This window comes from Caulobacter sp. GW821-FHT11E11, from assembly GCF_058808315.1.
The window spans coordinates 1-26,704 of record NZ_JBXARO010000011.1; the positions used below are offsets into that span (position 1 = coordinate 1).

Here is a 26,704-nt window from a genome sequence, read left to right on the forward strand (position 1 = left end):
GGCTCCGTCAATCGAACGGAGCCCTATGAATCAGACATCTCGGCGCCTGAGAATCCTGAATGTCGATTGGCCCTAGGGCGTTGCTCTTTCGGGGAAGGCCGATGCGGAAGCTCCTGACCATTCTGGCCCTGGCCATTCTAGCCTTTGCGGGCGCCCTGGCGACGCCGGTCACGGCCCGGGCCGAGCCTTCGGCCAAGACCCTGGCCCTGACGCGCCGCCTGATCGACGCCATGCATGTCGAGCAGACCATGGCCCCGATGATGCGCTCCATGATGCAGCAGCAGATGGACATGATCGTCAGTCAGCGAAAGAACCTGACCGACCAGCAGAAGACGCTGCTGAGCGGCGCGCTCTCGGAATCGGTCGGCGAGCTGATGGACAGCGGCCTGATGAGCCTGGTGATGGACAAGCTCACGCCCGCCTATGCCGAGGTCTATTCCGAGCAAGAGCTCCAAGGCATGGTCGACTTCTATGAGAGCCCGATCGGCCAGTCCGTGCTGAAGAAGATGCCGCTGCTGGCCCCCGCGGCCACCAAGGCGATGGTCGAGATCGCGCCCGTCATCCAGGCGGACCTTGAACAACGAATGTCCAAGAAGCTGGAAGGCCTGGGCGCGCTCGGGAAATAGCCTGGCTTGTCTTGCCGCTCCCGTCAGCTGTGCTAGGGAGAAGCTCGATGAAGGGCGGCGCTTTCCTCTCCTGCTTGATCCTGGCGACAGTGACGCTGACCGGCGTCGCGCGGGCCGAGCTCATCCAGAAGCCCGCCATGTCGGTCTCGGCCCACGAAGGCCGGTTCGCCGGCTATTCGGCGGCGCTGCCGCTGGATCTCTCCACCGACACCGAGAAGGTCGCCCTGACGGTCAAGTCGTCGGGCATGCTCGACAACCCGACCTATGACTTCGACCTGAACCTGTCGAAGAAGCCCGATGCCGACCGGATCGGCGAGCGCTCGATGGCCCTGGGCGCTTCCTGGAACCAGAACGAGGCCAAGCTGCGCTCGTCGATGTCGAAGCTGTTCGGTTTCGGCCTGCTGCCGCGCGCCAACTATGTCCGCGTCTCGATGGACATGGACGCCAGCCAGGCCATCGCCGTGCCCGGCAAGATCCCGGTGGCCCGCGCCAACATCCGCTCGTCCCTGACCCTGGATGGCCGCCCCGTCGGCTCGATCGCCTTCGGCGGCGGCTCGCAGGGCGAGGAGGGCGTCGACTTCAGCATCACGCGCCCGTTCGACATCCCCGCCGAGTTCACGGTCAGCCTGCGAGGCGTCAACAACGAGCGCGAGGCCTGGCGGCTGCAGGACGCCCGCGCCATGGTCAAGCTGGTGAAGGTCGGCTGGTAGCTTCCAGCGACTTGTCCTTGCGGGCCGTGACGGCCGCGAACCGCTTGAGATACTCCGGGTGCTCGGTGCACATCAGCTTGTCCCACCAGGTGAAATAGAGCCCGTAGTTCCAACCCGCCTGGGCGTGGTGCAGGTCGTGGTGGGTCACGGTCGTCAGGAACGGGATCAGCGGCCGGCCGTCCTTGCGGGCGGGAAACAGCTCGTAGCCCGAATGGCCGATCGTGTTGCGCACGATCTGGTGCAGCATGAACAGCCCGATCACCGGCCACTGGGTCGGGACCAGGATCATCCACAGCGGCACGAACACGCCGTTGATGAAGGCCTCGCCCAGATCGAAGCTGTAGGCGGTGAACGGCGAGGGATTGTTCGACCGGTGATGCCGACGATGGAAGCGCCGGAACAGCCGCCGGTCGTGGATCAGCCGGTGGGTCCAGTAGAACCAGGCGTCGTGGGCGACGATCATCAGCACCAGGCTGGTCCAGAACCACACCGGTCCCCAGCCCTTGGCGATGTAGGGCCCCGGCAGCCAGCCGGCGCGGAACAGGCCGAAGGTCAGCAGGCCCAGGGTCGAGAAGATCATGATCGAGCGGATCGAGGTCAGAAACTCGATCAGCAGCTGGCGCGCGGCCGGACGGCTGTCGCGGATCTTGCGACCAGCCAGCGGAATGGCCAGCACGACCCACAGGGCCAGCCAGACGCTGACTGAAAAGACTACATAGCGGGTGACGTCGACCTGCATGGAGGTCAGCCAGTTGCGGGCGAAGGGGAGGAGAGTGTCGAGCATGGGAGGCTCCGATGAGAGGACCTCGCCAAGGAAGCGACCGGGTCTTCAGCCGTCGCGCCGAACTTGAAATCAGGCCCGTTTGTCGGTTTTCGAAGAGGCTTCGCCGCTTTCGACCAGCCGCAGATGCGGATGAGCCGGCGTGACGTCCTGGCGCCAGGCGGTCGGGGTTACGCCGGTGGCGGCGCGGAAGGCGCGGTTGAACGGCCCCAGCGAGGCGAAGCCCAGCTCGTAGGCGATGGTCGAGACCGACTTCAGCGCCTGCTCGGGATCGGAGAGCGCGACCTTGGCCGCCTCGATCCGCCGGCCGTTGACGTAGTCGGCGAAGTTGCGGTGGCCCAGCGTACCGTTGATCAGCTTGCGCAGCCGGTGCTCGGGCGCGCCGACCAGGGCCGCCAGCGTGCCGATGGAGAGGTCCTCGCCGCGCCAGACCTCGTTCTCGTTCATGGCCTTGTCCAGGCGCGCCAGCACCAGGCGGTCGGCCGGGGTGAGGTCCAGGGCCTCGGCGGGCTTGGGCGCCGGCGCCGCGTCCGCTGGCGTTCCGGCCTGGACCAGCACGGGCTCGGCCCGCAGCAGCGCCAGCGCCGAGCCGACGCCCAGCAGCGCCTGCGCCAGGGCCTGCACCAGGCTGGGCAGCACGGGGCCTTCGCCCAGGCCGAAGTCGCACAGGGTCTGGACCAGCATGTAGCCGGTCGCGGCGGCCGCGATCGGGGCGCGCAGATGCCGTCGCCGCTCGACGAGGTCGATGCGCCAGCCGCGCCAGGTCATCAGCAGGATGTGGATATGGATGGCCAGCGAGGCGGCGGCGAAGATCCACCAGGCGATCGCGCGGGCCGGCGAGGGCGGCAGGAACGCGCCGGGCAGCCAGAGCGCCATGGCGAGGGCGGGCACGGCGAAGCGCCAGGCCGGAATCTTCGGTTCGTCCTCGAACAGCACCGAGCAGAACAGCCAGAACACCCCGGCGGCCATCGAGCTCAGGAACCAGGTCAGCACGCTGAAGTGCAGGTGCGTCGTGTAGTAGAAATGGCTCTCGAAGCTGTGGGCGATGGCGCAGGCCATCATCAGCACGCCCACCCAGCGCGTCGGCGTCATGTTGCGGCTGGCGGCCAGGGAAATGCCCGTGGCGGCGAAGGCGCCGACGGCCACGCCGCGCAGCCCCAGCTCGAGGCCGGAGAGGTCGATATGGGCGGGATCGATCATGGGTCGATCATCTCCCGTGCGCCGCGCGAGCCTCAACCCGCGCGGCTGGTCGGAACCGCAAAAGGCTGGCTACTTCTTCTTGTAGGCCTTCACGGCGTCCATGCTCTGGGTGACGTGGCCAGCGAAGTTGCCGTCGGTATAGGCCAGGAGGATCTTGCCGCCCGGCGCGATCACGTACGAGGTGCGGTTCGACCACTCGGGCTTCTGCGACAGCACCACGTCGTACTTCTTGATCAGGTCGGCGTTGGCGGCGGCCACCGCGAACTTGTCGCGGCAGTGCTCCTTGGAGAAGTCCTTGATGCGGTCGACATTGCCGGCCGTGACGCCGATCACCGTGGCGCCCAGCTTCTCGAACTCGGGCGTGGCCTCGGCGAACTCGTGGGCCTCGGCCGTGCAGCCGGCGGTGTAGGCGGCCGGGAAGAAATACAGCACCACCGGGCCCTTCTTCAGGGCCTTGTTGAGGGTGAACTGGAAGTCCTTGCCGGCCAGGGCGGCGCTGGTGGTGAAGTCCGGGGCTTTGTCGCCGACCTTCAGGGCGGCCAGGGCGGGGGAGGTCGCGGCCATGGCGAGGGCGGCGGCGGCGATACCGGCGAGCAGACGGGACATCGGAAGCTCCAGGGGGAGGCGGTTAACGGTCACACCTTGGATAACCTCATTCTCCCGTCTTCCAAACCGCTACCTTCGTCGTTACGTGCGCAGGGCGGATGGGGAGAGACGCATGACGGACAAGGTCCCGACTTTGGCGGAATGGGCCGGCGGCCCCGAGCGGTTCAAGACGCTGTTCGAGACGTTCTATGCCCGGGTCCCGGAGGATCCGGTTCTGGCCCCGGTCTTCGCGCAGATGGACCTGCATCACGCCCAGCACGTGGCGGCCTTCGTCGGCGAGGTGTTCGGCGGGCCCAAGACCTATACCGAGGCCGGCGGCGGCCATGCCGCGATGATCCGCAAGCACATGGGCCGGCATCTCACTCAGGAGCAGCGCCGGGCCTGGGTGGCGCTGATGCTGGAGACCGCCGACGAGGTTGGCCTGCCCGACGATCCGGAGTTCCGCGCCGCCTTCGTCGGTTATCTGGAATGGGGCACGCGCCTGGCGGTGATCAACTCGGCCGAGGGCGTTCCTGAACCCGAGGGCGAGCCGCCGATGCCGGTGTGGGGCTGGGGACCGCCTGGAGGGCCTTGGCTGGGCTGACTTGCCGCCCGGCCCCCTTTGGCCTAACCCTCCCGGCCTTGAATCTACTTGAGACGGAGCGGGCCGCCATGAGCATCGCCTTCATTTTCCCCGGCCAGGGCAGCCAGTCGGTCGGCATGGGCGTCGATCTCGCCGAGGCCTTCGCCAGCGCCCGCGAGGTCTTCCAGGAGGTCGATGACGCCCTGGGCCAGAAGCTGTTTTCGCTGATGAAGGAAGGTCCCGAAGGCGACCTGACCCTGACCGAGAACGCCCAGCCGGCCCTGATGGCCGTCAGCCTGGCTGTGACCCGGACCCTGGAAAAGGAATTCGGCATCGGCATCGATCGCGCCGCCTTCGTGGCCGGTCACAGCCTGGGTGAATATTCCGCCCTGGCCGCTGCCGGCGCTATCAGCCTGGCCGACACCGCGCGCCTGCTGAAGCTGCGCGGCCAGGCCATGCAGCGCGCCGTGCCGGTGGGCGAGGGCGCCATGGCCTCGCTGATCGGTCCGAAGACGGACCTTGCCCTGGCTGAAGCCGCTGCGGCCGCCGGCTCGGAAGTCGGTGTCTGCGTCGTGGCCAACGACAACAACAACGGCAATGTCGTGATCTCGGGCGCCAAGGCGGCCGTCGACAAGGCCATCGAGAAGGCCAAGGAGCTGGGCGCGCGCGCCATTCCGCTGAACGTCTCGGCCCCGTTCCACTGCCCGCTGATGCAGCCGGCCGCCGACGAGATGGCCGAGGCGCTCGCCAAGACCACCATCATCGCCCCGCGCACGCCGCTGGTCGCCAACATCACCGCCACGCCGGTCCACGACCCGGACGTCATCCGCAAGCTGCTGGTCGAGCAGGTCACCGGCCGCGTCCGCTGGCGCGAGAGCATGACCTGGCTGGCCACCGACGGCGGCGTCACGCGTTTCGCCGAGGCCGGCGCCGGCAAGGTCCTCTCGGGCATGGCCAAGCGCATCGCCCCGGACGCCGAGGCGACCCCGCTCAACACTCCGGCGGACCTCGAAGCGTTCGCCGCCTCGCTCTAATTCGAAGGAAGACCGACACATGTTCGATCTGACCGGCAAGACCGCTCTCGTCACCGGCGCCACGGGCGGCATCGGCGGCGCCATCGCCAAGGCCCTGCACGCGCAAGGCGCTCACGTCGTCCTCTCGGGCACCCGCGAATCGGCTCTCTCGGAGCTGGCCGCCCAGTTCGGCGAGCGCGTGTCGTTCGTCGCCGCGAATCTCTCCGACTCGGCCGCCGTCGATGGCCTGGTCGCCAAGGCCGAGGAAGCCGCCGGCGCGCCGTTGGACATCGTGATCGCCAATGCCGGCATCACCCGCGACGGCCTGATCGTCCGCATGAAGGACGAGGACTGGGAGACCGTGATCAAGGTCAACCTGGAAGGCTATTTCCGTCTGTCGCGCGCCGCCGCCAAGGGCATGATGAAGCGCCGCGCCGGTCGCATCATCGGCATCACCTCAGTGGTCGGCGTCACCGGCAACCCCGGCCAGACCAACTACGCGGCCTCAAAGGCCGGTATGATCGGCTTTTCCAAGGCCTTGGCCCAGGAACTGGCCAGCCGTGGCGTGACCGTCAACTGCGTGGCGCCCGGCTTTATCGCCAGCCCGATGACCGACGCCCTGAACGAAACCCAGAAGGCCGGCATCCTGTCGACCATTCCCGCTGGCAAGCTGGGCGAAGGGAGCGATATCGCGGCTGCGTGCGTTTTCCTGGCCAGCGACCAGGCCGGGTACGTCACCGGTCAGACCTTGCACGTCAACGGCGGCATGGCCATGATCTAAAACCGCTGCTCGTTCCTCGGTCTGCCGCTAGCAAGCCGAAAAAGAACGTGATAGGCGGAGCCCGACAATTCCTGCGAATAGCTTGGTCTTCGCCTCGCTGTTCATGGGCCGAAATTTTCTCAACGAGGGACTAACAGAATGTCCGACATTCTCGAGCGCGTGCGTAAGATCGTCATCGAACACCTGGATGCCGATCCCGAGAAGGTCACCGAGAAGGCTTCCTTCATCGACGACCTGGGCGCCGACAGCCTCGACAACGTCGAGCTGGTGATGGCGTTCGAAGAAGAGTTCGACATCGAAATCCCGGACGACGCCGCCGAGCACATCCAGACGGTTGGCGACGCCGTGAAGTTCATCACGGAAAAGACCGCCTAAGTTAGGCGTCGAGTTCGCTAGTCGAACCTGACCATTTCCGCCGCGTCGCACGGGCTCTTGCCATCGTGCGCGCGGCGGTTTTCGTTTGAGGCCAAGATTCGCGGCTGGCGTGGGCGGGATAACTCCCCACATCCTGCGTCCCGCATCGAAGGTTTGGGAGTGATCCATGCGTAGAGTTGTCGTCACGGGTATCGGCCTGCTGACCCCTCTGGGCCACGGTGTTGACGTGACCTGGAAGAACATCCTGGCCGGCAAGTCCGGCGCCAACCGCATCACGGCCTTCGATCCGACCGACTATGCCTGCAAGGTCGCCTGCGAAGTGCCGCGCGTCGATGGACGCGGCGGCGGTGGCCCGGACGTCGAAGGCAGCTTCGACCCCGACCAGACCATGAGCCCGCGCGACCAGAAGCGCGTGGACGATTTCATTCTCTACGGCATCGCTGCCGCCGACGAAGCCATCAAGGATTCGGGCTGGGTTCCGGAGACCGACGAGGACAAGTGGCGCACCGGCGTCATTCTGGGCTCGGGCATCGGCGGCCTGTCGACGATCGCCGACACCGCGCTCGAGCTGGAGGCCAAGGGCCCCCGCCGCGTCAGCCCGTTCTTCATCTCCTCGGCCCTGATCAACCTCATTTCGGGTCAGGTCTCGATCAAGTACGGCTTCAAGGGCCCCAACCACGCGGTCGTCACGGCCTGCGCCACCGGCGCTCACGCCATCGGCGACGCCATGCGCCTGATCAAGTACGGCGACGCCGACGTGATGATCGCCGGCGGCGCCGAAGCGGCCGTCTGCAAGGTCGGCGTGGCCGGCTTCATCGCCTGCCGCGCCATGTCGACCGAATGGAACGACACCCCGGAAAAGGCTTCGCGTCCCTATGACAAGGACCGCGACGGCTTCGTCATGGGCGAGGGCGCCGGCGCCCTGGTCCTGGAAGAGTACGAGCACGCCAAGGCGCGCGGGGCCAAGATCTACGCCGAAGTGGTCGGCTACGGCCTGTCGGGCGACGCCCACCACATCACCGCCCCGTCGGAAGACGGCGAAGGCGGCGGCCGCGCCCTGGCGGCGGCGATGAAGGACGCAGGGCTCCAGCCCTCGGACATCGACTACGTCAACGCCCACGGCACCTCGACCATGGCCGATGGCCTGGAAGCCGGCGCCGTCGAGCGCTTCCTGGGCGATCACGCCAAGAACGTCGTCATGTCCTCGACCAAGTCGATGACCGGCCACCTGCTGGGCGCCGCGGGCGCGATCGAGGGGATCTTCTCGATCCTGGCGATCCGCGACCAGATCGCCCCGCCGACGATCAACCTCGACAATCCGGACGTGAACGTCGCCATGAACCTGGCGCCGAACAAGGCCGTTCCGATGAAGATCGACGTGGCCGTGTCCAACAGCTTCGGCTTCGGCGGCACCAACGCCACGGTCGTGTTCAAGAAGGTCTCGTGAGCAAAAAGCCGTCGCCCCCCCGCAAAGCCCCCGCGCGCACTGGTCGCCGGGAAACCGCCTCGGTGGGACGGCGGCTGATCCGCGCCCTGTTCGGCGCGTTCACGACCCTGGTCGTGATCGGGATGGTCGCCATCCTGGGCGTGGCCTTCCTCTATAACGGTCCCGGTCCGGCCGCGACGAGCGGCGACAAGACGACGGTCATCCTGCGCAAGGGCGCCAGCCTGCCCGAGATCGCCGCCAGCCTGGAGCGTGGCGGCGTGATCCGCTCGTCGTCGATCTTCATGACCGCCGCCAAGGCCACGGGCGCGGCCCGCAGCCTGAAGGCCGGCGAGTACGAGTTCGCCTCGCGCGCCTCGATGGCCCAGGTGCTGGACGCCGTGCGCCATGGCCGCATCGTCCGCCACTGGATCACCATCCCCGAGGGCCTGACCTCGGACATGGTCATGGACATCCTCAACAAGTCCGACCTGCTGGTCGGCGACGCCGCGACCCCGCCGGAAGGCGCCATCCTGCCCGAGACCTACGAGGTCCAGCGCGGCGAAGACCGCGCCGTCGTCCTCAAGCACATGATGGACGATCGCGATCAGCTGCTGAACAAGCTGTGGGCCACGCGCCAGTCGGGCCTGCCCTACCAGTCGAAGGAAGAGGCCGCGATCATGGCCTCGATCGTCGAGAAGGAGACGGGCGTGAAGGGCGAGCGTCCGCAGGTGGCGGCCGTGTTCGTCAACCGCCTGCGCACCGGCATGCGCCTGGATACTGACCCCACCGTGATCTACGGCATCTCGCGCGGTCGTCCGCTGGGCCGTGGCCTGCGCCGGTCCGAGCTGGACGCGTTCACGCCGTACAACACCTACAAGATCACCGGCCTGCCGCCGACGCCGATCGCCAATCCGGGCCGCGCGGCCCTGGAAGCGGCGCTGAACCCGGCCAAGACCGGCGACCTCTACTTCGTCGCCGACGGCACGGGCGGCCACGTGTTCGCCTCGACGCTGGAGCAGCACAACGCCAACGTCGCCAAGTGGCGTCAGATCGAGCGTGATCGCGCCGGCGAGAGCGTTCCCGTGGTTCCTGCCAAGCCGGCGGGGAACTAGGGCCATGCCGATCTCGGGGATGACGGGCTTCGCCCGGGTCGAGGGCGCTCACGGCGCCTGGACCTGGGCGGTCGAGGCGCGCAGCGTCAACGGCCGCAACCTCGAGACCCGCTTCCGTGGCCCGCCGGGCTTCGAGAGCCTGGAACGCGCCGCCCGCGAGGGCTCGCAAGGCCGCTTCCAGCGTGGCCAGCTGACCGTCAACGTCCAGGCCAAGCGCGCCGAGACCTCGGGCGAGACCCAGGTCAATGTCGCCACCCTGGAGCGCTATCTGCGGGCCGGCGACCCCTATGTCGCCACCGGCATGGTCGCCAAACCCACCCTGGACGGCCTGCTGGCCCTGAAGGGCGTGATCGAGGCGCGTGAGGACGAGGACGACTCCGAGACCCGCGCCGCCGTCGAGGCCGCCATGGCCGGCTCGATCGCCCAGGCCCTGGATGGGCTGAAGGCAGCGCGGCTGGAGGAGGGCGCTGCCCTGGATCCGGTGCTGAACGGCCTTATCGACCGCATCGAAGGCCTGACCGCCGACGCCGAACGCGAGGCCGCCGGCCAGCCGGCGATCCTCAAGGAACGCTTCGCTCGCCGCATGACCGAACTGGTCGGCGAGGCCGCCAACGAAGAGCGCATCATCCAGGAAGCCGCCGCCCAGGCCGTAAAGGCCGACGTGCGCGAGGAACTCGACCGCCTGGCCAGCCACGTCGTGGCGGCGCGCGGTCTGCTGTCGGGCGAGGGCGCGTCAGGCCGTCGGCTCGACTTCCTCTCCCAGGAATTCATGCGAGAATCCAATACCCTCTGCTCGAAATCGGCCCTGACCGCCCTGACCGCGATCGGTCTGGAACTGAAGGCCGTGATCGAGCAGTTCCGCGAGCAGGTCCAGAACGTTGAATAAGCCCCACCACAATACCCGCGGCCTGCTGCTGATGGTCGTCGCCCCGTCGGGCGTCGGCAAGACCTCGCTGACCCGCCGCCTGGTGGCCGACCACAACGACCTGCACCTGTCGATCAGCTATACGACCCGCGAGCCGCGTCCGGGCGAGCACCACGGCCGCGACTATCACTTCACGACGCGCGAAGCGTTCCAGGAGATGATCGACCAGGACGCCTTCCTGGAGTGGGCCGAAGTCTACGGGAACTTCTACGGGAGCCCCAAGCCGCCGATCATGCAGGCCTTGGAGCAGGGCCAGAGCGCCCTGTTCGACATCGACTTCCAGGGCGCCATGAAGGTGCATGCCCAGGCCCAGCAGGACAGCGTGCTGGTCTACATCCTGCCGCCGTCGCTGGCCGAGATGAGCCGCCGCCTGCACGCGCGCAGCCAGGACAGCGAGGAAGTGATCCACCGCCGTCTGTCGCGCGCCAAGGACGAGGTCGCCGCCTGGGAGCAGTTCGACTACGTCATTCTGAATGATGATTTCGACCGCGCCTACGCGGACTTGGCCCACATCTATCACGCCGAGCGTCTCAAGCGGGCTCGTAACCCGTGGATCGGCGACCTTGTGGGCGATCTCCTCAAGGAAGAGATCTAACGGCGGGCCCGAAGGCCCGCCGCAGAGCTCGGCGTCCTAGAGGGCGCGACGAGCGAAGATCAGGTGGTACAGCGCCAGGATGACGACGGCGCCGATGGTGGCCACCAGCAGGCTATAGAGGTTGAAGCCCGACACGCCGCTGTTGCCAAATTGATTGAACAGCCAGCCGCCGACGAATGCGCCGACGATGCCGAGCACGATATCCAGCAGAACGCCGCTGCCGGAACGGTTGACGAGCTTGCTGGCGATGAAGCCGGCGATCAGGCCCAGAAGGAGCCAGGCGAGAATGGACATCGTAGGGACTCCGTGAGCGGCCGCCCTGCGCGGCCTTGCTCAAACAAGAGCCCAACGGCGCCGTTAGTTCCCGCGCATTCGTTCCTGAACATAGGCGATCAGCTTCTCGGCCGGCGGCCGGCCGAACGCGATGAACAGGCCCGAGCCCAGAACGGCTCCGATCAGGAAGGTCAGGTCCATAACGCAAAAATCCCCTACGACTTAGGGAACCTATTGCAGACGCTCCGTGGCCAAGCCAAGGCGACAAGGCGGCGCTGCGACGATCGGTCGTTCAGGGAACCAGCGGTGGCGCGATAATGGTCATCACGCAGGTCAGGCCGCCCGGGGCGTAGTCGGCCTCGACCGAGCCGGCCAGATCGCCCTTCAGGCTGGCGGCGATCAGGCGCGAGCCAAAGCCGGTGCGCTTGGGCGGCTTGACCAAGGGGCCGCCGGTCTCGCGCCAGGACAGGACCAGGCGGGTGCGGCCTTCCAGGCTCCAGCTCACGGCGACGCGGCCGGCCTCGCTCGACAGGGCGCCGTACTTGGAGGCGTTGGTGGCCAGTTCGTGGAAGATCATCGCCAGGGCCACGGCGGCGTTGGGCGCCAGGGGCAGGGGCGGGCCGTCCAGGCTGACCTGGCTGGCATAGGGCTGCAGGGTCTCGGACAGCAGCTCGCCCAGGTCCGCGCCTTCCCAGTTGCGGCGGGTCAGCAGGTCGTGGGCCGTGGCCAGGGCGTGGATGCGGTCGTTGAACTGGGCCAGGCCCTTGTCGCCACCGTCCCTCAGGCTGTGGCGGGCCAGGGACTGGACGACGACCAGGGTGTTCTTCACCCGATGGTTCAGCTCGTTGATCATCAGCTGCTGGCGATCGGCGGCCTGGCGGGCCTCGGCCTCGCGGGCGCGCAGGATGTCGGCGGCGGCCTGCAGCGAGCCGCGAACCTCGGCGATCTCCTGCAGGTGCGACGGGGCGGGATCCAGGGACGCGCCGGCCGCCAGGGCCTCGGCCTCGCCCACCAGGCTGCGCACGTCGCGCGAGATCGGGCGAGCGAAGGCGAGGGCGGCGGTGATGCCCAGGGCGATCAGCAGGGCCGCGCCGGCGACGGCCGGGCCCAGGGAGGTCAGGACGGTCCGGTTCAGCTCCTCGCGCGGCACGCCGACGATGAAGGTCCAGCCATAGGTCGGCGAGCGGCTGAAGGCCGACAGGGTCTGGACGCCGTCGAGGGTGTGGGTGCGCACCACGCCGTCATTGGCGCGGGCCATAGCCTTCTGCATGTCGCGGCTGGCGTGCTTGCCCAGCATCTTCTCCTGGTCGCGCGAGCGGGCCACCAGGGCGGCGTTGCGGTCGACGATGCTGGCGGTCCAGCTGTCGGGGAAGGCCTGGCCGGTCATCAGGGCGTGGAAGTTGGCCGGCTGCTGCATATAGGCCAGGACCAGCAGCTTGCCCTTCACCAGCACCGGCACATTGGTGCCGATAATCGGGCCGGCCCCGTGGCGGGGAATCAGGTTGCTGACGTTGGACTTGCCCGTGGTCATCTCGGCCCAGGACCCGGGTGTGACCGGCGCGATCGGCGTCGTCACGCCGGGCGGGATACGGGTGTTGATCAGCTGACGCTCCATGGTCATCAGCACGATCCAGCCCTCGCGGCCCTTTACCGCGTCACGGGCCTGCTTCTCGAAAGTGGCCAGGTCGCCCTCGGCCAGGGCGGGCGAGACGGCCAGGCCCTGCAGCACGCTCTGGCCCTGGCCGATCTGGCGATCGGTGGCCAGGGACAGGGCCCGGGTCATGGCGACCAGTTGAGTGGCGAACCGGCGCTGGCCCTCGCCATATTGCATCGCCACCAGCGCGCCCATCAGCAAGATCGCTGGGGCGGCCAGGGTCAAGGCCATGAAGAGAAGGCGCCGCGCGACCGTGGAGGGCGCCTTCGCCGCACTATTGGTAGTCACGTTCGCCCCGCTCAGCCCTTGGTTAGGCTGGAGAGCGCGAGGCTTAGCGTCAATAGGCTTTGACGCAAGGGATTACGCGTGTCGGCCAGCCAACATCCAGACGCTCATGGCGATCATGAACAGGTTCTCGGTCAGGGACACGAAGCCCAGCGGCACGTTGCTGTCGCCGCCAACGCAGGCGCATTTCAGCTCGCGCTTGTCGACATAGACCGCCTTGAACACCGACACGGCGCCGATGCCGCCGATGACGAGGCCCAAGGGCGCGGCGAACCAGGTCAGGACGCCCGCCGCCATCAGCACGCCGGCCGCCAGTTCTGCGTACGGGTAGACGTAGCCATACGGGACCCAGCGGCGGGCCAGCAGGTCGTAGTTGAGGAACATGGTCGAGAAGGTCTCGACGTCGCGCAGCTTCAGCATGGCCAGCAGGCTCATGGAGAAGGCCACGAACCATTCGGCCGCCCGCACTGTCAGCGGGGTCCCGAAGGCCGCCTGGCTGGCCGCCAGGGCCATCAGGGCGGCCACGGCGAACACGACCAGCACCGGCGTGTAGGTCAGGGCCTTGGGATCGCGCGCGCCGAAGCGTCGGCGCAGGTCGGTGTAGCCGCCGATCCGCTCGCCATCGATGAAGACCTGGGGCGTGGTCTTGACGTCGTGCTGCGCCTTGAAGGCGTCGGTCTCGGCGCGGGTCTTCAGCCAGTGGTCCTCGACGACGTAGCCCTTGGACTTCAGCAGGCGCCGCGCCTTGAGGCCGGAGGGGCAGAGATGCTCGGGCATGACCATGCGGTACAGCACGGCGGTCTTGGCGGGACTCATCGCTTGAACTCCTTGGCTCGCGACTTGGCCCTCCCCATGTAGGTTCCGTACCATGGTACGGAGTCAAGGCATGGCAGGCACGATCGCGACCCTGGCCCGCGAGGGCGGCGTCGGCGTGGAGACGGTGCGCTACTACCAGCGTCGCGGACTGCTTCGAACGCCCGAGAAGTCCGGCGGCTCGGCGCTGTCGGGTGGGATCCGGCGCTACGACGTCGAGGACGTCCGGCGGCTGAAGTTCATCCGCCAGGCCCAGGCGGCGGGCTTCACCCTGGAGCAGATCGGCGAGCTGCTGGACCTGGACGCCGGCCAGGACCGGGCGAGGGCCAGGGCTTTGGCCGGAGAGCGGATCGCGGCCTTGGACGCCAAGATCGCCGAACTGCAGGCGGCGCGGGCGTCCCTGGCCAAGCTGGCCGGCGCCTGCGCGGCGTCCGACACCGGGCCATGCCCGATCATCGAGGCGTTCGAGGCCGGCTAGGCGCGGGCTCGAACAGCACCCGGCGGGCGCGGTAGTCGATCGTGGTGCGGTAGTCCTTGAGGAACCAGGTCCCCAGCGCCGCATCGATCTTGATGGGCAGAGCGATGTAGGCGATCGCGGTGGCGGGCTTCTCCTGGTCGCCGACCTTCAAGGCGGGACCCGGACCCGAGCGGATCGGGGCGCCGCCGCCATAGCCGTGGCCGGTCGAGGCCTGTCCCGCGTTCATCGCCTCGACGAGGCCCAGACGACTCGCGCCCGGCGGGGTGATCAGGACGTCGTAGGATCCGCCGCTGTCGATGATCGTATCGACCGTGCGACCGCCCAGCGCCGCCCGCACGGACGGGATGCCATAGGGCAGCTTGATCGGCGCGCCGCAGCGGCAGGCGGCCAGGCCGCTGTCCTCGGTCAGGCGCACCTGGCGGGCCGGATAGTCCAGGACCAGGGTGCGGCCGGTGAGGGCGCTGCGACCGATCACGCCGACCGCAGTCTCGCCATCCGGCGCGGTGAACCTGAACGGCATGGCCTCGAAGGCGACCTTGTCGCGACGGGTCCCGCCGATCCGCAGCTGGGCGACCGAGGCCTTGGCGATGGGGATGGCGTCGCCGCCGACGCCCTTGCCGATGTTGCGCTCGCGGCCCAGCGTCAGCCCGATGGAGCGGGCATAGTCGCGATCGATGGTTGAGGGCGAGGTGCCGGTGTCCAGCAGCATCCAGACCGGCTTGGCGTCATTGATCGACACCCGGACATAGACGTGGTGCGAGCCGTCGGTGGCGAAGGCCGACGGAACGACGCCACGCTCGCCCGCCATTACCGCGAACGCGGCCAGGAACAGCATCACGCAGGCCAGGATCAGGCGAACGGCCATGGCTTTCTCCCCGTCGAGCGATACGCTCAACCTGAGGATAGGCGCGGCCTAGATGAACCTAAGCTGAAGCTTGTTAGGCACGCTTGCGCAGCGCGCGGGCGAAGGTTTCGCCGCTTTGCTCGAAGCCCGTGGCCAGGCAGAAGACGCGTAGGTCGTCCGCTGTTTCTGGCGCCTCCACAAGAAGCTCGCCGCATCCCGCCGATCGCGCCGCCTGGGAGGCCGCCTTCAGGAGCAGGCGGGCGATGCCGTTGCGGCGGCGCTCCGGGGCGACGAGCAGGGTGGAGATCGATCCCACCTTCAGATCGGCCGTCAGCACGGCATGCCAGTGCACCGCGATGACGCCCGAGGGCGGTCCCCACTCGTCGGCGATCAGCAGGGCGCCGGGCTGGTCCAGGAGGGCCATGAGGCGCTGCGCCAGCCGGTCCTTGCCGACGGTCTGGCCGGACGTCGAAAGCAGTTCGGCCAGGCCATCCGCATCGCCGATCTGGGCGGTTCTGATCGAGAGGCCGTATCGGTTCGACATGCGCTCAGGAGGTGGGCGCGTTCGTCAGGTCCCGCAACAGGTCGGCGGAGAATTGCGCGAAGCCGGGTGCGATCACTGTGCCGTCGTCTTCCAGGTCGACACCGGGAAAATGCAGCAGGATCTGTCCGTCAGCGCCGTTGCGGCCAGGATGCAGGTCGAGGATCAGCCGAGGGCTGCCATCGAACGCCGCGAACGGAACCCAGAGCTTGTCCCACAGCGCCGGCTGGATTCGGTTCTCGACGATGTGCGCGATGGGCTCTTCGTCGCCGAACAGGTCCTCCATCAGATCCATCGTCTCGATGATTTCGTCGATGGGCAGGAAACGGTTGTCTTCGAGGAGGGCGTGCTCGGCGCCCAGATCGTTCTGGCCATTGGCGATGGCGAGATAATGCTTGAAGGCGTCCGGCAGCGGCGCGCCGACCCGCTGCTCCAGGGCGGCGATCTGATCGGGCGAGGCTGCAGGGTTCAGGGTGGGAAGGACGTCTGGTGACCGCGCCGCGATCCGCTCGATGATCTCTGCCCACATGACGATCTCTCCTAGCCCAGGGTCGCCTTTGCCAGCGCCAAGAACCCGGCCAGGTCGATGACCTCGGCCCGGGCGTCGGGGCTGACGCCAGCCTTCTCGCAGAGGTCCGCGCCGCCCAGGCCCTTGAGGCTGGAGCGCAGCATCTTGCGGCGCTGGCCGAAGGCGGCGGCGGTGACGCGTTCCAGGGCGGCGATGACGTCGGCGGGCGGCGGATCGGCCTTGGGGACCAGGCGCACCACGGCCGAAGCGACCTTCGGCGGCGGCGTAAAGGCCTTGGCCGGCAGGTCCATGACCGTCTTGGCGTCGCACAGCACCTGAGAGATCACGGCCAAGCGGCCGTAAGCATCATCGTCAGTATGTGCGACGATGCGCTCGGCGACTTCCTTCTGGAACATCAGGGTCATCGACAGCGGGCGGAACGGACCCGTCAGCCAGTTGATCAGCAGCTGGGTGCCGACATTGTAGGGCAGGTTGGAGACGACATGGGCCGGGACGCTGCCGGCGGCCTTGGCGCCGTCGACCTTCAGCGCGTCACCCTCGACCAGCTCCAAGCGGCCGTCGGCGGCCTCGGACAGCTCGGCCAGCAGAGGCAGGAAGCGGCTGTCCTTCTCGATCGCCACAACGCGGGCGCCGGTTTCCAGCAGGGCGCGGGTCAGGCCGCCGGGGCCAGGGCCGACCTCGACCACGGTGTCGCCCTCATGGACGTCGGCCAGGCGGGCGATCTTGCGGGTGATGTTCAGGTCCAGCAGGAAGTGCTGGCCAAAGCTCTTGCGCGCCATCAGGTCGTGGCGCTCCAGGGCCTCGCGCAGGGGCGGCAGGTCGGCCAGGCTCATCTCAGGTTCTCTCAGGCGCCGCGACGGGCGGCGATGTCGGCCGCCAGCTTGATGGCGGCGATCAGGCTATCGGGACGAGCGATGCCGCGTCCAGCGATGTCGAAGCCGGTGCCGTGGTCGGGCGAGGTGCGCACGATCGGCAGGCCCAGGGTGATGTTCACCCCGCCCCAGAAGTCCAGCATCTTGACCGGGATCAGGGCCTGGTCGTGATACATGCAGAGAACGCCGTCGTAGCGGACGCGGGCTTCCGGATGGAACAGGGTGTCGGCGGGGGCCGGCCCGAAGCAGTCGACGCCCAGGTCCTGCAGGGCGCGGACGGCTGGGGTGATGATCTCGATCTCCTCGCGGCCCAGCGCCCCGCCTTCGCCCGCGTGTGGGTTCAGGGCGGCGATGGCCAGGCGCGGCTGGGCGATGCCGAAGTCGCGGCGCAGGGCCTGGGCGGTGACGAGGCCGCTGTTGACGATGCTTTCCACGTCCAGCGCGCCCGGAACCTTGGCCAGGGCGGTGTGGATGGTGACCAGGGTGGCACGCAGGTCGCCGGCGGCCAGCATCATCACCGGCCCGCGGGCGCCGTCCATCGCCTCGGTCATGGTCAGCTCAGCCAGGAACTCGGTATGGCCGGGAAACTTGAAGCCGGCCTCGTATAGCGGGGCCTTGGCGATCGGAGCCGTCACCAGCCCCGAAACAGCGCCCGACAGCGCCAGGCCGACGCCGGTCTCGATCCAGCGGATCACCTGCGGCGCATAGGTCGGAGAGGGTTGGCCCGCGACGACCGGGGACAGCAGGGGGATGTCGATGACCGGCAGGGCCTCGGGGAACATGCCCGCGACGTCCTGGGCTCGCGTCACGGTGCGGACCTTCACCCCGCCGCCGGCCGAGGCCAGCAGCTGGGCGTCGCCGACCACGACGAAAGGCGGGCCGTCCTGGCGCAGGGCGGCCCAGGCCTTGGCGATGATCTCCGCGCCGACACCGGCGGGATCACCGGCGCTGAGGGCGAGGGGCCGTATCACGCCTATCGGGTCTCGATGGTGGCCTGGTTGCGCAGGTCGCGCAGGTAGCGCTTGGCGATCAGCGCCAGTTGCTGGCCCCGCAGGCGGTTCTCGATCTGGTCGTGGTTCGGCGCGTTGGCGCCGCCCTGGCGCTTACCGCAGACGGCGATCAGGTGCATGCCGGCGTCGGTGCGGATCGGGTCCGAGACCTGGCCGACATCCAGCTTGTTGGCCGCGTCCTGGAAGGCCGGAGCCAGGTCGGTGATCTCGGCCTCGCCGAGGTCGCCGGCGACCAGGCCATCGACCTTGCCGGCCGCCGTTTCCAGCGTCTGGCAGCTCGAGATCTTGGGCTTCAGGTCGGTCAGCAGCTTGGTGGCCGCGGCGATCTGGGCCTCGTTGGCGTCGGCGGCCAGCGGGGCGGCGACCTGCTTGAGGTCGACGATCGCCGTCTTGGAGCCGGCGCGCTTGTCGCGCAGATAGATGATGTAGACGCCGTCCTTGACCTGGATCGGCTTGGACAGCTGGCCGGGGCGCAGTTGCTCCAGGGCGGCGTCGACCTCGGAAGGCATTTCGCCCTGGTTCACCCAACCCACGTCGCCGCCGTTGGCCGCGGTGGCCGAGCCCGAGAACTGGCGGGCCACGGCCGCGAACGGCGCGCCCTGCTGCATCTGGCCGATCAGCTGGGTGGCGCCGTTGATGGCGACTTCCATGCCGCCGACGCGGTTGGCATCCAGGAAGACTTCACTGATCTGGTACTGCGGCTTGGCGGCCGAATCAGCCAGGCGGCGCTGGTAGGCCTTGATCTGGTCTTCGCCGATGCGCAGGCGCGAGCCGTAGCGGCCCTGGATCCAGGACTGCCAGCTGCTATCGGCGCGCAGCTGGGCGCGCCAGGTGTCCAGGCCGATGCCTTGCTGCACCAGCGACTGCTTCAGCTGGTCGGCGCTCATCTTGTTGGACGAAGCGATGTCGGCGATCTGCTCGTCGACTTCCTTGTCGGTCGAGATGATCGTGATCTTCTGCTGCTTCTCGACGCGGCGCAGCTCCTGCATCTGCAGGTGCTCGTCGACCAGCGAGCGCAGGGCTTCCTGCTCGATCTGCGGCAGGTTCTCCTGGGTCGGCTGCATGCCCGACGTGGCCATCAGTAGGCGCATGCGCTGCATCAGGTCGTAGCTGGAGACGATCTCGTCGTTGATGACGGCGGCGACGCTTTCCTGCAGCGGCTGGGGCGCAGCCGGCTGCGCCGGCGCGGCGGCCGGCGGGGCGTCGACCTGAGGCGGCGCGGCCTCCTGGGTCTGCGCGAAAGCGGGCAGGCCGAGGCTCGCCACGGTCAGGGCGAAAATGGACGCGGCGCCGGCCGCGAAAGTCGTCACGCTACGCGCAGACCGCATGGATAGTGTCGTTCCTCTAGACCGGGTCCGCCCCCTTGCGGAAGCGCGGTCGATTATCATGTTTTAAGGGGCGGCGATCGCCTGTCCGGCGATTTCCTTTCGGCCGTCGCCCCCAAGACACGCCCGTCTGACATGCGGGTTTGCCCCGCACGCCCCCCAGGCGCGGTCACTCAGTACCCTGTATCACCTAATGTGGCGAGCGTTAGGCGGAACACGATCGTACGGTCAGGCTGCAGCCGCAGACCAGTCGCCGTCGAGGCGTATCGGTCTTCCTGCTGGTAGATCACGTCGATGCGAATGCAGTCGTCCTGATAGGCCACGCCGACGTCGCGACGACGCCAGACATCCTGGACCATGTCGCGCTGGCCGAAGGTGGTCAGCGAGAATCGCTTGCTCAGTTTCACTTCGCCGCGGGCTTCGAAGCTCTCCTGGCGGGCGCCGTTCGAGTCGATCTCGTCCTTCAGGTAGCGGATCGAGCCCCAGCCGCGCTTGGTGTAGGCGTCGACCCCGGTTTCGATCCGGTGGATCTCCTGCGTCTGGGCGTCCAGGCGCGTGCGGACGAAGGCGTTGATGCCCCGGACCGGCGTGACCGTGGCGGTGACGATCCAGTCCGACGACTTGCTCTGCAGGCCGGTGCGGGCCGGCAGCAGCGGGTCGAATTCCGAGCGGAAGCTGCGGCCGACCAGGATGCTGCCGCCACGGCCGTCGGGACGGCTGTAGGTGGCGCGGCCGCCGACGTTCAGGCGCTGGCCGCCCTCATAGAGGTCGAAGCCCGGCGACTTGTTGGCCTGGAACAGGTTGGTCTCGTCGAACTCCAGCGTCGCGCTGTCCTCGTTGTAGAGGTAGGTCGTCGCGCCGTTGCGGGCGACCACGGTCTTCACGCGCGAGCTGTCCGAACCGACGGCGACCTGGGCCAGGGGCTCCAGCACCACGCTGCCGCCGTTCGACAGCGGCTTGTAGAACGGCAGGCTGAAGTCGACGCCGCCCACGCCCAGGGCGCGGGTGTAGGTGTCCTTGGACTCATCGCCCAGGGCCGCGGCCGCGGGGCTGACGTAGGTCTTGATCGAATAGGCGTCGCCGCGCGCCTGGGCGAAGGGCGAGATCTTCAGGCCGTTGCCGACGATCGTGCTGGTGCGCCAGTCGGCCTTGAAGCTGGCGCGGCTGGAGTCGACGCCGTCCTGGCCCTTGTAGGTGGGCAGGAAGTAGGGGGCTTCGCCGTACTGCGACTCCGAGCGGTTCAGCATCACGCCCGAACCCTGCAGGCGCAGGCGGCCGCCCAGCACCGGCGCGTTCGGCTCCCAGCGGGCTTCGACCAGCGGGCCGATCAGCGGGAAGGCGCCGCTGTTCTCGAAGGCGTTGGCGGCGCCGGTGGCGCTGGTGCCGACGACACGCAGACCTTGGACCGAGACGGCCGAGACCGAGAACCACGAACGCTGGTCCTGGCGGGTCGCGTACAGCTGCGAGACCAGGCGATGGTCGTCGCTCGTGAACAGGCCACGCTGCTGGTAGACGTCGTTGACCTTGTACTTGTCGAACAGCAGGGCGTCGGAGACGCGCTCGGCCGAGAAGCCCCACTTCCACTTTTCGTCGATGTCGAACTTGCCGTTCGCCAGGATGTAGCTGCGGGCCGTGGCCTGGCCGAAGCGGTCGCCCCGGATGTCGAAGTCCTTGTCGTAGGTGAAGCCGCCGCGCGCCTCGAGGATCCCCGAGTAGAAGCGCTTGCGGTAGTTCACGTTGACGAACGGATTCACCTGGCTGTTGATCTGCGGCGAGACGATGACGTCCGACGACGGCGAGATCACGTACAGATAGGGCTGGTTGTACGAGATGCCCCGGCCCTTGGAGAAGTCGATCTTGGGCGCCAGGAAGCCCGAGCTGCGCTTGGCCGACGGATCGGGGTGCCAGAACAGCGGCATGTACAGGATCGGCGCGCCCCACAGGCGGATGGTGGCGTTCTTGTAGTAGATCAGCTGCTTCTGCTTATCCTGGACGATCTTGTCGGCCTGGACCGACCAAGTCGGGGTCGGCTTTTCGGCGCAGACCTCGCAAGGCGTGTAGATCGCCTTGTTTAGCTCCTGGATGTTGGCGTTGCGGCGCACGGCGGTGACCGAGGCGATCTTGATGTTCTGGTCCAGGCGCGCGGCGAAGTTCTGGGCGAAGCCGGCCTTGAAGTCCTTGTCGACTTCCATGTGGTCGGCGAACTCGGCCGTGCCGTCCGGATTGAGCACCTGCACATGGCCGTCGGCGGTCACCGAGCCGGTCTTGGCGTCGTAGATCACCTGGTCGGCGCGCAGGGTGCGGCCCTGGTAGCGCGCCTGCACCGAGCCCTGGGCCGTCATGATCTGGTTCTTGTCGTCCCGGATCAGCAGGTCGGATTCCAGATAATAGCCCTCGTCGCCCAGGCCGTCTGACGGCGCGGCGGGGACCACCGGAGTCGGCGGAATGTTGACCAGGCTCTGCTGGGCATGGGCGGCGCACGCGAACGCCAGCCACGTCACGCCGCTCAGCAGCAGCTTACGGCAGACGGACGATGCGCGGACGCGCGTTTCAGTCATGGTTGTCCCTGAGCGCAATGACTCACCCATCTTCCGTATAGCAAAGCAAAGTGAAGCCCGCCAAAAGCGCGACGGTCGGCGGCGTCCATGCGGCGATGAACGGGGCCAGAACGTCCGCCTTGCCCAAGGTGCTGCACAGCTCGTTGAAGAAAAAGAATCCGAAGCCCAGCGCGACGCCCGAGCCGGCCAGAGCGGCGAGGCCGCCCAGCCGCATCAGGCGTAGCGAGAAGGCCGCGGCCAGTACCGACATCGCCGCGAACAGCAGCGGCGTGGCCAGGTCCTGCTGCAGGCGCAGCTTGAACGGCGCTGCCGAGAACCCGGCGTCCTCGGTGCGCTCGATCGTGGCCGGCAGGCGCCACAGGGCCACCGCCGACGGCGTGTTGAAGCGCTCGGACGCGGTGCGGTCGTCCAGGTTCGACGGGATCGACAGGCTGTCGGAGCGGATCGCGCCGGCGCCAGGCGTGGCCTCGCGCACGCCGGTCAGGCGCCAGAAGCCCGGCTCCAGCCGCGCCTCGTTGGCCTCGATCCGGCGGGTGAAGTCCATGACGCCCTTGCTGTTGAGGGCATAGACGAACAGCGACACGCCTTTCAGACGCACCGAGCCATCGACCAACTCGCGCGCCCGGGCGCGGATGACGATCTGGGTCTTGTCGTCGCCTTGGCGCAGCCAGGTGCCCTTGGGGGCTTCCTTCAGGTAGCCGTTCATCACGGCGTCGCGCTCGCTTTCGTACTTGGCCGTCATGGCCGTCGTCAGCGGGTTGAGCAGGGTGATGGTCAGCAGGCCGATCACGAACGACGACGAGGCCGCCGGCATGATGAACCGCCAGGCCGAGACGCCGGCCGCGCGCATGGCGATCAGCTCGCTGCGCCGGTTCAGTTCGACGAAGGCCCACATGGTGCCGAACAGGAACACGAACGGCGCCAGGATCAGGATGGTCGCCGGGGCCTGCAGGATGGTCAGGTAAAGCAGCTGGAAGAAGGTCGCGTCCGCCCGCGTGCCGACATTGCGGGCGATGTCGACGAAGGCGATCAGCATCACCATCGCGCCCAGCACCGCCAGGGCGCCGATCAGCGCGCTCATGGTGCGCTTGAGGACGTAGCGTTCCAGCATGCCCATGGTCAGCATCAGACGGCTCCCGACATTGCGGGGCGCGTCCGGGCCAGCCTGGCCTTGCGACGGGTGGTGACCTTCTCGCGGAAGATCTGGGCCAGGCCCCACCACATGGCGGCCAGGGGCACCAGGTACTGCAGGACGTTCAGCCAGGCGCTGTCCTCGCAGGCCGCCTGCACGCCGAAGCCGACGATGCGCACCACGCCCGCGGCCGCGCCGACGGCGGCGATCCGCTTGCCATAGCCCATGCGGCTGAACGAGCCCCCGAGAACGGCCGCCAGGGCCATGGTCATCAGGGCGATGTTGTAGAGGGGGCCGGCGAAGCGCGAATGGCCCTCGGCCAGCATCTTGCCCTTGTTCCGCTGCTCCCATTCCTGGGTCATGTCCGGGAAGAACAGCTCGTGCGGATAGCGGTCGGCGATCTTGTAGTGCAGCAGCTCGTCGGTCTTGAACAGGCTGGACAGGTCGAAGGTGTACTCGTCGAACGAGGTGTATTGCAGCACGCCCTGGCGCGAGAACTGCTGGTTGGAGCCATGGCGCATGATCAGCACCGGCTCGCCCCGGCGGGTGGCGATCTCGGCCTCGCGCGACGAATAGGTCGAGGCCGCGCCGTTGGGCAGTTCCTGATGGATGAACAGGTTCTGGATCTTGTTGTCGCGATCGATCGACTGGGCATAGACCGTCAGGCCGGGGCCCGGCTCGGTGAACTGGCCGGGCTGGACCAGGGTCGAGGCGACGTCGGTCTTGATCTCGAAGGCGGTCTCGCGGATCTGGCGGGCGCTCCAAGGCTGCAGCCAAAGGCCCGAGATCAGCGAGATCAGCGCCGCGAAGATCGCCAGGCGCATGGCCGGCGAGATGACGCTCCAGCGACTCATGCCGCCGGCGAAGCAGACGACGATCTCCTGCTCGGTGTGCAGACGATTCAGCGCGACCAGCGCGGCCACGAACAGGGCCAGAGGCATCATGATGCTGAACAGCTGCGGCAGGGCCAGCACGATGATCTTCAGGAACACCAGCGCGCTCTGGCGCTGCTCCACCAGCACGTCGAATTCCGACAGGCTGCGCGCCAGCAGGGCAAGCGCCACCAAGGCCGCCGTCGCCAGCAGCGTCGGACCCAGCAACTGGCGGAAAAGATAGCGTTCTATGAGGCGCATTACGGGGCGTTCGGGGCGGTTGGATTCGTGGGACGAACCCCGAAGATGGGTCGTTCTACACGGGGGCTTCGCGTCGGCACAACTAGGGACCTAACTTGGCCATGCCGAGTGGCGGCGAACGGAGCCTTTTCTATGGCGCGGCATTGGACTATGCCGCCTAGTTCGAGATGAGCGGCAGCGCGTCGTGACGCGCCAGTTAGAAGTCGCCCAGATGCAGGAGCGCGGCATGCGTATCGAGTTCGTCCCCGTCGACACCCAGGCCGGCGCCACGGCCGCCCTCGCGGTCCTGGCCCATGAGGGCGCGGCCCTCTCGCCGGAAGCCAAGGCGGCCAACGAGGCCACCGGCGGCGCCCTGGCGCGCGCCATCGCCGGCGGCCGCTTCACCGGCGCCAAGGGCCAGACCCTGGACGTCGTCGCCCCGCACGGCCTGGAAGCCGCCCGCCTGGTGCTGGTCGGCGTCGACGGTTCGGGCGCGGTGGAGCCGGAAGCGGTCGAGACCGCCGCCGCCTCGGCCTATCAGGCCGTGAAGGGCTCTGGTGTCACGGAACTTGTCCTCAAGCTGGGCGCCGACGCCGAGAGCGCCGCCCGCGCCGCGTTCGGCGCTCGCCTGGCCGCCTATCGCTTCGACAAGTACCGCACCACCGAGAAGGCCGAGAAGAAGCCCTCCGTCCAGGTGGTCAAGGTCGCCGCCGCCGATCCGGTCAAGGCCCAGAAGGCCTATGAGCCGCTGTCGGCCCTGGCCGACGCCATCGTGTTCAGCCGCGACCTGGTTTCCGAGCCGGCCAACATCCTGCATCCGGAAGAGTTCGCCGCCCGCGCCAAGAGCCTGGAAAGCCTGGGCCTGGAGGTCGAGATCCTGGGCGAGGCCCAGATGGCCGAGCTCGGCATGGGCAGCCTGCTGGGCGTGGGCCAGGGCAGCCGCCGCGAGAGCCAGCTGGTGGTCATGAAGTGGCTGGGCGGGGCCGACAAGGCCAGCCAGCCGATCGCCTTCGTCGGCAAGGGCGTCACCTTCGACACCGGCGGCATCTCGATCAAGCCGGCCGACGGCATGGAAGACATGAAGTGGGACATGGGCGGCGCGGCCGCCGTGACCGGCGTCATGCACGCCCTGGCCGGCCGCAAGGCCAAGGTCAACGCCATCGGCATCCTGGGCCTGGTCGAGAACATGCCCGACGGCAACGCCCAGCGTCCGGGCGACGTGGTCACCTCGATGTCGGGTCAGACCATCGAGGTCATCAATACCGACGCCGAAGGCCGCCTCGTGCTGGCCGACGCCCTCTGGTATTGCCAGGAGCGCTTCAAGCCGCAGTTCATGATCGACCTGGCCACGCTGACCGGCGCGATCATCATTTCGCTGGGTCATGACTACGCCGGTTTGTTCAGCAATAACGACGGCTTGTCGGATAAACTTCTCAGCGCCGGCAAGGCCGAGCGCGAGCCGCTGTGGCGCCTGCCGCTGCCGGCCGCCTACGAGAAGCAGATCGAAAGCCCGATCGCCGACATGAAGAACATCGGCGGCCGTCCGGCCGGTTCGATCACCGCCGGCTTGTTCCTGCAGAAGTTCGTCAACGGCACGCCGTGGGCGCACCTCGACATCGCTTCGGTGGCCTGGAAGAAGCCGTCGGCCGATCCGACCGTGCCGGACGGCGCGGCCGGCTACGGCGTGCGTCTGCTGAACCGCCTGGTCGCCGACGCCTACGAAAGCTGAGCATGACGGCGGGTCCCTGCGAGGTCTGGTTCTACCACCTGGAGCGCTCGCCGCTCGAGGCGGTGCTGCCTGAGCTGCTGGAGAAGACCCTGGGGCGGGGCTGGAAGGCGCTGGTGCGCGGGGGCGATCCTCGTCGCATCGAAGCGCTGGACCAGCACCTGTGGACCTATCGCGAGGACAGCTTCCTGCCGCATGGGCTGGCCTCCGAGCCGATGGCCGAGCGGCAGCCGGTGCTGCTGACCGGCGAGGACGGGAACCCCAATGCCGGGGACGCGCTGTTCCTCATCGATGGGGCAGAACCTGGAGATCTTTCAGGGGTTTCGCGCTGCATCCTGTTGTTCGATGGCAGGAATGACGAGGCGCTGGCCATGGCGCGCGGACGCTGGTCCGTCTTCAAGAAAGCCGGACATCCGGTATCCTATTGGCGCCAGGGCGCCGAACGCGGTTGGGAGAAGCAGGCATGAAGCGCGTACTGTCCGCCGTCGTCTTGGGCTTGGTCCTGGCCTCCTGTTCCAGCGCGCCGGAGCCGGCCCCGCCGCCGCCGCCCAGCACCCCCACGGCGCCGCCGGCCATCGCTCTGCCGGCCAAGCCGCCGGCCTCCGACGCCGAGAAGGACCAGTGCGGCCTGAAGGACGCCCAAGCCTTCGTCGGCAAGCCGCGCACCAGCCTACCGGCCCCAGTCGACCCGTCGCGCTGGCGCGTGGCCTGCACGACCTGTCCTGTGACCATGGACTTCCGCGCCGACCGGTTGAACATCCTGTTCAACGCCGACACTGGAATTGTCCAGGAAGTCAAATGCGGCTGAGAACTGCGTTCTCCTAAGCTTTTCTGGCTTCC

Annotated in this window: 29 protein-coding genes; 14 read left to right on the top strand and 15 right to left on the bottom strand. The window is 68.0% G+C overall.

Annotation, left to right across the window (positions count from 1 at the left end; all coding sequences use genetic code 11):
• The first annotated feature begins 101 nt into the window (after positions 1-101).
• Both AC1RR5_RS23545 and AC1RR5_RS23550 read left to right on the top strand, forming a co-directional pair.
• Positions 102-626 (top strand): DUF2059 domain-containing protein, encoded by a 525-nt coding sequence (locus AC1RR5_RS23545; RefSeq protein WP_492925635.1) that lies wholly within the window; start codon positions 102-104, stop codon positions 624-626.
• Positions 627-673: 47 nt separating this feature from the next.
• Positions 674-1,336, top strand: coding sequence for a hypothetical protein (locus tag AC1RR5_RS23550; RefSeq protein WP_492925637.1), 663 nt, complete (start codon positions 674-676; stop codon positions 1,334-1,336).
• Here the strand turns inward: AC1RR5_RS23550 and AC1RR5_RS23555 are convergent.
• The 3 genes from AC1RR5_RS23555 to AC1RR5_RS23565 all read right to left on the bottom strand — a co-directional run bounded on the left by AC1RR5_RS23555 (position 1,311) and on the right by AC1RR5_RS23565 (position 3,923).
• Entirely contained in the window at positions 1,311-2,120 is an 810-nt protein-coding gene (locus AC1RR5_RS23555; RefSeq protein ID WP_492925639.1) for a sterol desaturase family protein, read from the bottom strand. The genes AC1RR5_RS23550 and AC1RR5_RS23555 overlap by 26 nt on opposite strands.
• Before the next feature lie 69 nt (positions 2,121-2,189).
• Positions 2,190-3,317 carry a helix-turn-helix domain-containing protein gene (locus AC1RR5_RS23560; RefSeq protein ID WP_492925641.1) on the bottom strand — a complete coding sequence of 376 codons (1,128 nt, stop codon included), beginning with the start codon at positions 3,315-3,317 and terminating at the stop codon, positions 2,190-2,192.
• Between the two features lie 69 nt (positions 3,318-3,386).
• Positions 3,387-3,923 carry a peroxiredoxin gene (locus AC1RR5_RS23565; RefSeq protein WP_492925643.1) on the bottom strand — a complete coding sequence of 179 codons (537 nt, stop codon included), beginning with the start codon at positions 3,921-3,923 and terminating at the stop codon, positions 3,387-3,389.
• Between the two features lie 112 nt (positions 3,924-4,035).
• Here AC1RR5_RS23565 and AC1RR5_RS23570 point away from each other — a divergent pair, with 112 nt between their 5' ends.
• The 8 genes from AC1RR5_RS23570 to gmk all read left to right on the top strand — a co-directional run bounded on the left by AC1RR5_RS23570 (position 4,036) and on the right by gmk (position 10,712).
• Entirely contained in the window at positions 4,036-4,506 is a 471-nt protein-coding gene (locus AC1RR5_RS23570) for a group II truncated hemoglobin (RefSeq protein ID WP_492925645.1), read from the top strand.
• 68 nt (positions 4,507-4,574) lie between these two features.
• Positions 4,575-5,519, top strand: coding sequence for an ACP S-malonyltransferase (gene fabD, locus AC1RR5_RS23575; protein ID WP_492925647.1), 945 nt, complete (start codon positions 4,575-4,577; stop codon positions 5,517-5,519).
• Between the two features lie 19 nt (positions 5,520-5,538).
• Positions 5,539-6,279, top strand: a complete 741-nt coding sequence (gene fabG, locus AC1RR5_RS23580) for a 3-oxoacyl-[acyl-carrier-protein] reductase (protein ID WP_492925649.1) — start codon at positions 5,539-5,541, stop codon at positions 6,277-6,279.
• 138 nt (positions 6,280-6,417) lie between these two features.
• Positions 6,418-6,654, top strand: coding sequence for an acyl carrier protein (locus tag AC1RR5_RS23585; protein WP_004615098.1), 237 nt, complete (start codon positions 6,418-6,420; stop codon positions 6,652-6,654).
• A 166-nt stretch (positions 6,655-6,820) separates the two neighbouring features.
• On the top strand, positions 6,821-8,101 hold the full coding sequence (gene fabF / locus AC1RR5_RS23590; RefSeq protein WP_492811043.1) for a beta-ketoacyl-ACP synthase II: 1,281 nt from the start codon (positions 6,821-6,823) through the stop codon (positions 8,099-8,101).
• On the top strand, positions 8,098-9,192 hold the full coding sequence (gene mltG / locus AC1RR5_RS23595) for an endolytic transglycosylase MltG (RefSeq protein ID WP_492925651.1): 1,095 nt from the start codon (positions 8,098-8,100) through the stop codon (positions 9,190-9,192). Before fabF ends, mltG begins: the two co-directional genes overlap by 4 nt.
• A gap of 4 nt (positions 9,193-9,196) precedes the next feature.
• Positions 9,197-10,078 carry a YicC/YloC family endoribonuclease gene (locus tag AC1RR5_RS23600; RefSeq protein ID WP_492925653.1) on the top strand — a complete coding sequence of 294 codons (882 nt, stop codon included), beginning with the start codon at positions 9,197-9,199 and terminating at the stop codon, positions 10,076-10,078.
• Positions 10,071-10,712: a guanylate kinase gene (gene gmk, locus AC1RR5_RS23605; RefSeq protein WP_492925655.1), complete on the top strand. Its 642-nt coding sequence runs from the start codon at positions 10,071-10,073 to the stop codon at positions 10,710-10,712. Before AC1RR5_RS23600 ends, gmk begins: the two co-directional genes overlap by 8 nt.
• Before the next feature lie 36 nt (positions 10,713-10,748).
• Here the strand turns inward: gmk and AC1RR5_RS23610 are convergent, their stop codons facing one another.
• The 3 genes from AC1RR5_RS23610 to AC1RR5_RS23620 form a co-directional block, all read right to left on the bottom strand.
• Positions 10,749-11,006 carry a GlsB/YeaQ/YmgE family stress response membrane protein gene (locus AC1RR5_RS23610; RefSeq protein WP_492861191.1) on the bottom strand — a complete coding sequence of 86 codons (258 nt, stop codon included), beginning with the start codon at positions 11,004-11,006 and terminating at the stop codon, positions 10,749-10,751.
• Positions 11,007-11,277: 271 nt separating this feature from the next.
• A complete protein-coding gene (locus tag AC1RR5_RS23615) occupies positions 11,278-12,927 on the bottom strand; it encodes a sensor histidine kinase (protein ID WP_492925657.1) in 1,650 nt (549 codons plus the stop codon).
• Positions 12,928-12,999: 72 nt separating this feature from the next.
• On the bottom strand, positions 13,000-13,740 hold the full coding sequence (locus tag AC1RR5_RS23620) for a MauE/DoxX family redox-associated membrane protein (RefSeq protein WP_492925659.1): 741 nt from the start codon (positions 13,738-13,740) through the stop codon (positions 13,000-13,002).
• A gap of 70 nt (positions 13,741-13,810) precedes the next feature.
• On the opposite strand from AC1RR5_RS23620, the gene AC1RR5_RS23625 reads away from it, so the two are divergent.
• Positions 13,811-14,215, top strand: coding sequence for a MerR family transcriptional regulator (locus AC1RR5_RS23625; RefSeq protein WP_492925661.1), 405 nt, complete (start codon positions 13,811-13,813; stop codon positions 14,213-14,215).
• On the opposite strand, the gene AC1RR5_RS23630 is transcribed toward AC1RR5_RS23625, so the two are convergent.
• The 9 genes from AC1RR5_RS23630 to lptF form a co-directional block, all read right to left on the bottom strand.
• Positions 14,190-15,080, bottom strand: a complete 891-nt coding sequence (locus AC1RR5_RS23630) for a pepsin/retropepsin-like aspartic protease family protein (RefSeq protein WP_492925663.1) — start codon at positions 15,078-15,080, stop codon at positions 14,190-14,192. The genes AC1RR5_RS23625 and AC1RR5_RS23630 overlap by 26 nt on opposite strands.
• A 73-nt stretch (positions 15,081-15,153) precedes the next feature.
• A complete protein-coding gene (locus AC1RR5_RS23635) occupies positions 15,154-15,603 on the bottom strand; it encodes a GNAT family N-acetyltransferase (RefSeq protein WP_492925665.1) in 450 nt (149 codons plus the stop codon).
• 4 nt (positions 15,604-15,607) lie between these two features.
• Complete coding sequence (locus AC1RR5_RS23640; RefSeq protein WP_492925666.1) at positions 15,608-16,129, bottom strand: SMI1/KNR4 family protein; 522 nt, start codon at positions 16,127-16,129, stop codon at positions 15,608-15,610.
• A gap of 11 nt (positions 16,130-16,140) precedes the next feature.
• Positions 16,141-16,962, bottom strand: a complete 822-nt coding sequence (gene rsmA / locus AC1RR5_RS23645) for a 16S rRNA (adenine(1518)-N(6)/adenine(1519)-N(6))-dimethyltransferase RsmA (protein WP_492925667.1) — start codon at positions 16,960-16,962, stop codon at positions 16,141-16,143.
• Between the two features lie 11 nt (positions 16,963-16,973).
• Positions 16,974-17,972, bottom strand: a complete 999-nt coding sequence (pdxA, locus tag AC1RR5_RS23650; protein WP_492925668.1) for a 4-hydroxythreonine-4-phosphate dehydrogenase PdxA — start codon at positions 17,970-17,972, stop codon at positions 16,974-16,976.
• A 2-nt stretch (positions 17,973-17,974) separates the two neighbouring features.
• Entirely contained in the window at positions 17,975-19,321 is a 1,347-nt protein-coding gene (locus AC1RR5_RS23655) for a peptidylprolyl isomerase (protein ID WP_492925669.1), read from the bottom strand.
• A 188-nt stretch (positions 19,322-19,509) separates the two neighbouring features.
• The gene (locus AC1RR5_RS23660) at positions 19,510-21,924 is read right to left on the bottom strand and encodes an LPS-assembly protein LptD (protein ID WP_492925670.1); all 2,415 of its coding nucleotides are present in this window, start codon (positions 21,922-21,924) and stop codon (positions 19,510-19,512) included.
• Positions 21,917-23,023 carry an LPS export ABC transporter permease LptG gene (lptG, locus tag AC1RR5_RS23665; protein WP_492926015.1) on the bottom strand — a complete coding sequence of 369 codons (1,107 nt, stop codon included), beginning with the start codon at positions 23,021-23,023 and terminating at the stop codon, positions 21,917-21,919. Before lptG ends, AC1RR5_RS23660 begins: the two co-directional genes overlap by 8 nt.
• The gene (gene lptF / locus AC1RR5_RS23670; protein WP_492925671.1) at positions 23,020-24,159 is read right to left on the bottom strand and encodes an LPS export ABC transporter permease LptF; all 1,140 of its coding nucleotides are present in this window, start codon (positions 24,157-24,159) and stop codon (positions 23,020-23,022) included. The genes lptG and lptF overlap by 4 nt, the downstream gene beginning before the upstream one ends.
• Before the next feature lie 226 nt (positions 24,160-24,385).
• On the opposite strand from lptF, the gene AC1RR5_RS23675 reads away from it, so the two are divergent.
• The 3 genes from AC1RR5_RS23675 to AC1RR5_RS23685 are packed head-to-tail and all read left to right on the top strand — an operon-like array spanning position 24,386 to position 26,672.
• Positions 24,386-25,867: a leucyl aminopeptidase gene (locus tag AC1RR5_RS23675; protein ID WP_492925673.1), complete on the top strand. Its 1,482-nt coding sequence runs from the start codon at positions 24,386-24,388 to the stop codon at positions 25,865-25,867.
• Between the two features lie 2 nt (positions 25,868-25,869).
• Positions 25,870-26,331 carry a DNA polymerase III subunit chi gene (locus tag AC1RR5_RS23680; protein ID WP_492925675.1) on the top strand — a complete coding sequence of 154 codons (462 nt, stop codon included), beginning with the start codon at positions 25,870-25,872 and terminating at the stop codon, positions 26,329-26,331.
• Complete coding sequence (locus tag AC1RR5_RS23685; protein WP_492925677.1) at positions 26,328-26,672, top strand: peptidase inhibitor I78; 345 nt, start codon at positions 26,328-26,330, stop codon at positions 26,670-26,672. Before AC1RR5_RS23680 ends, AC1RR5_RS23685 begins: the two co-directional genes overlap by 4 nt.
• Positions 26,673-26,704: the final 32 nt, after the last annotated feature.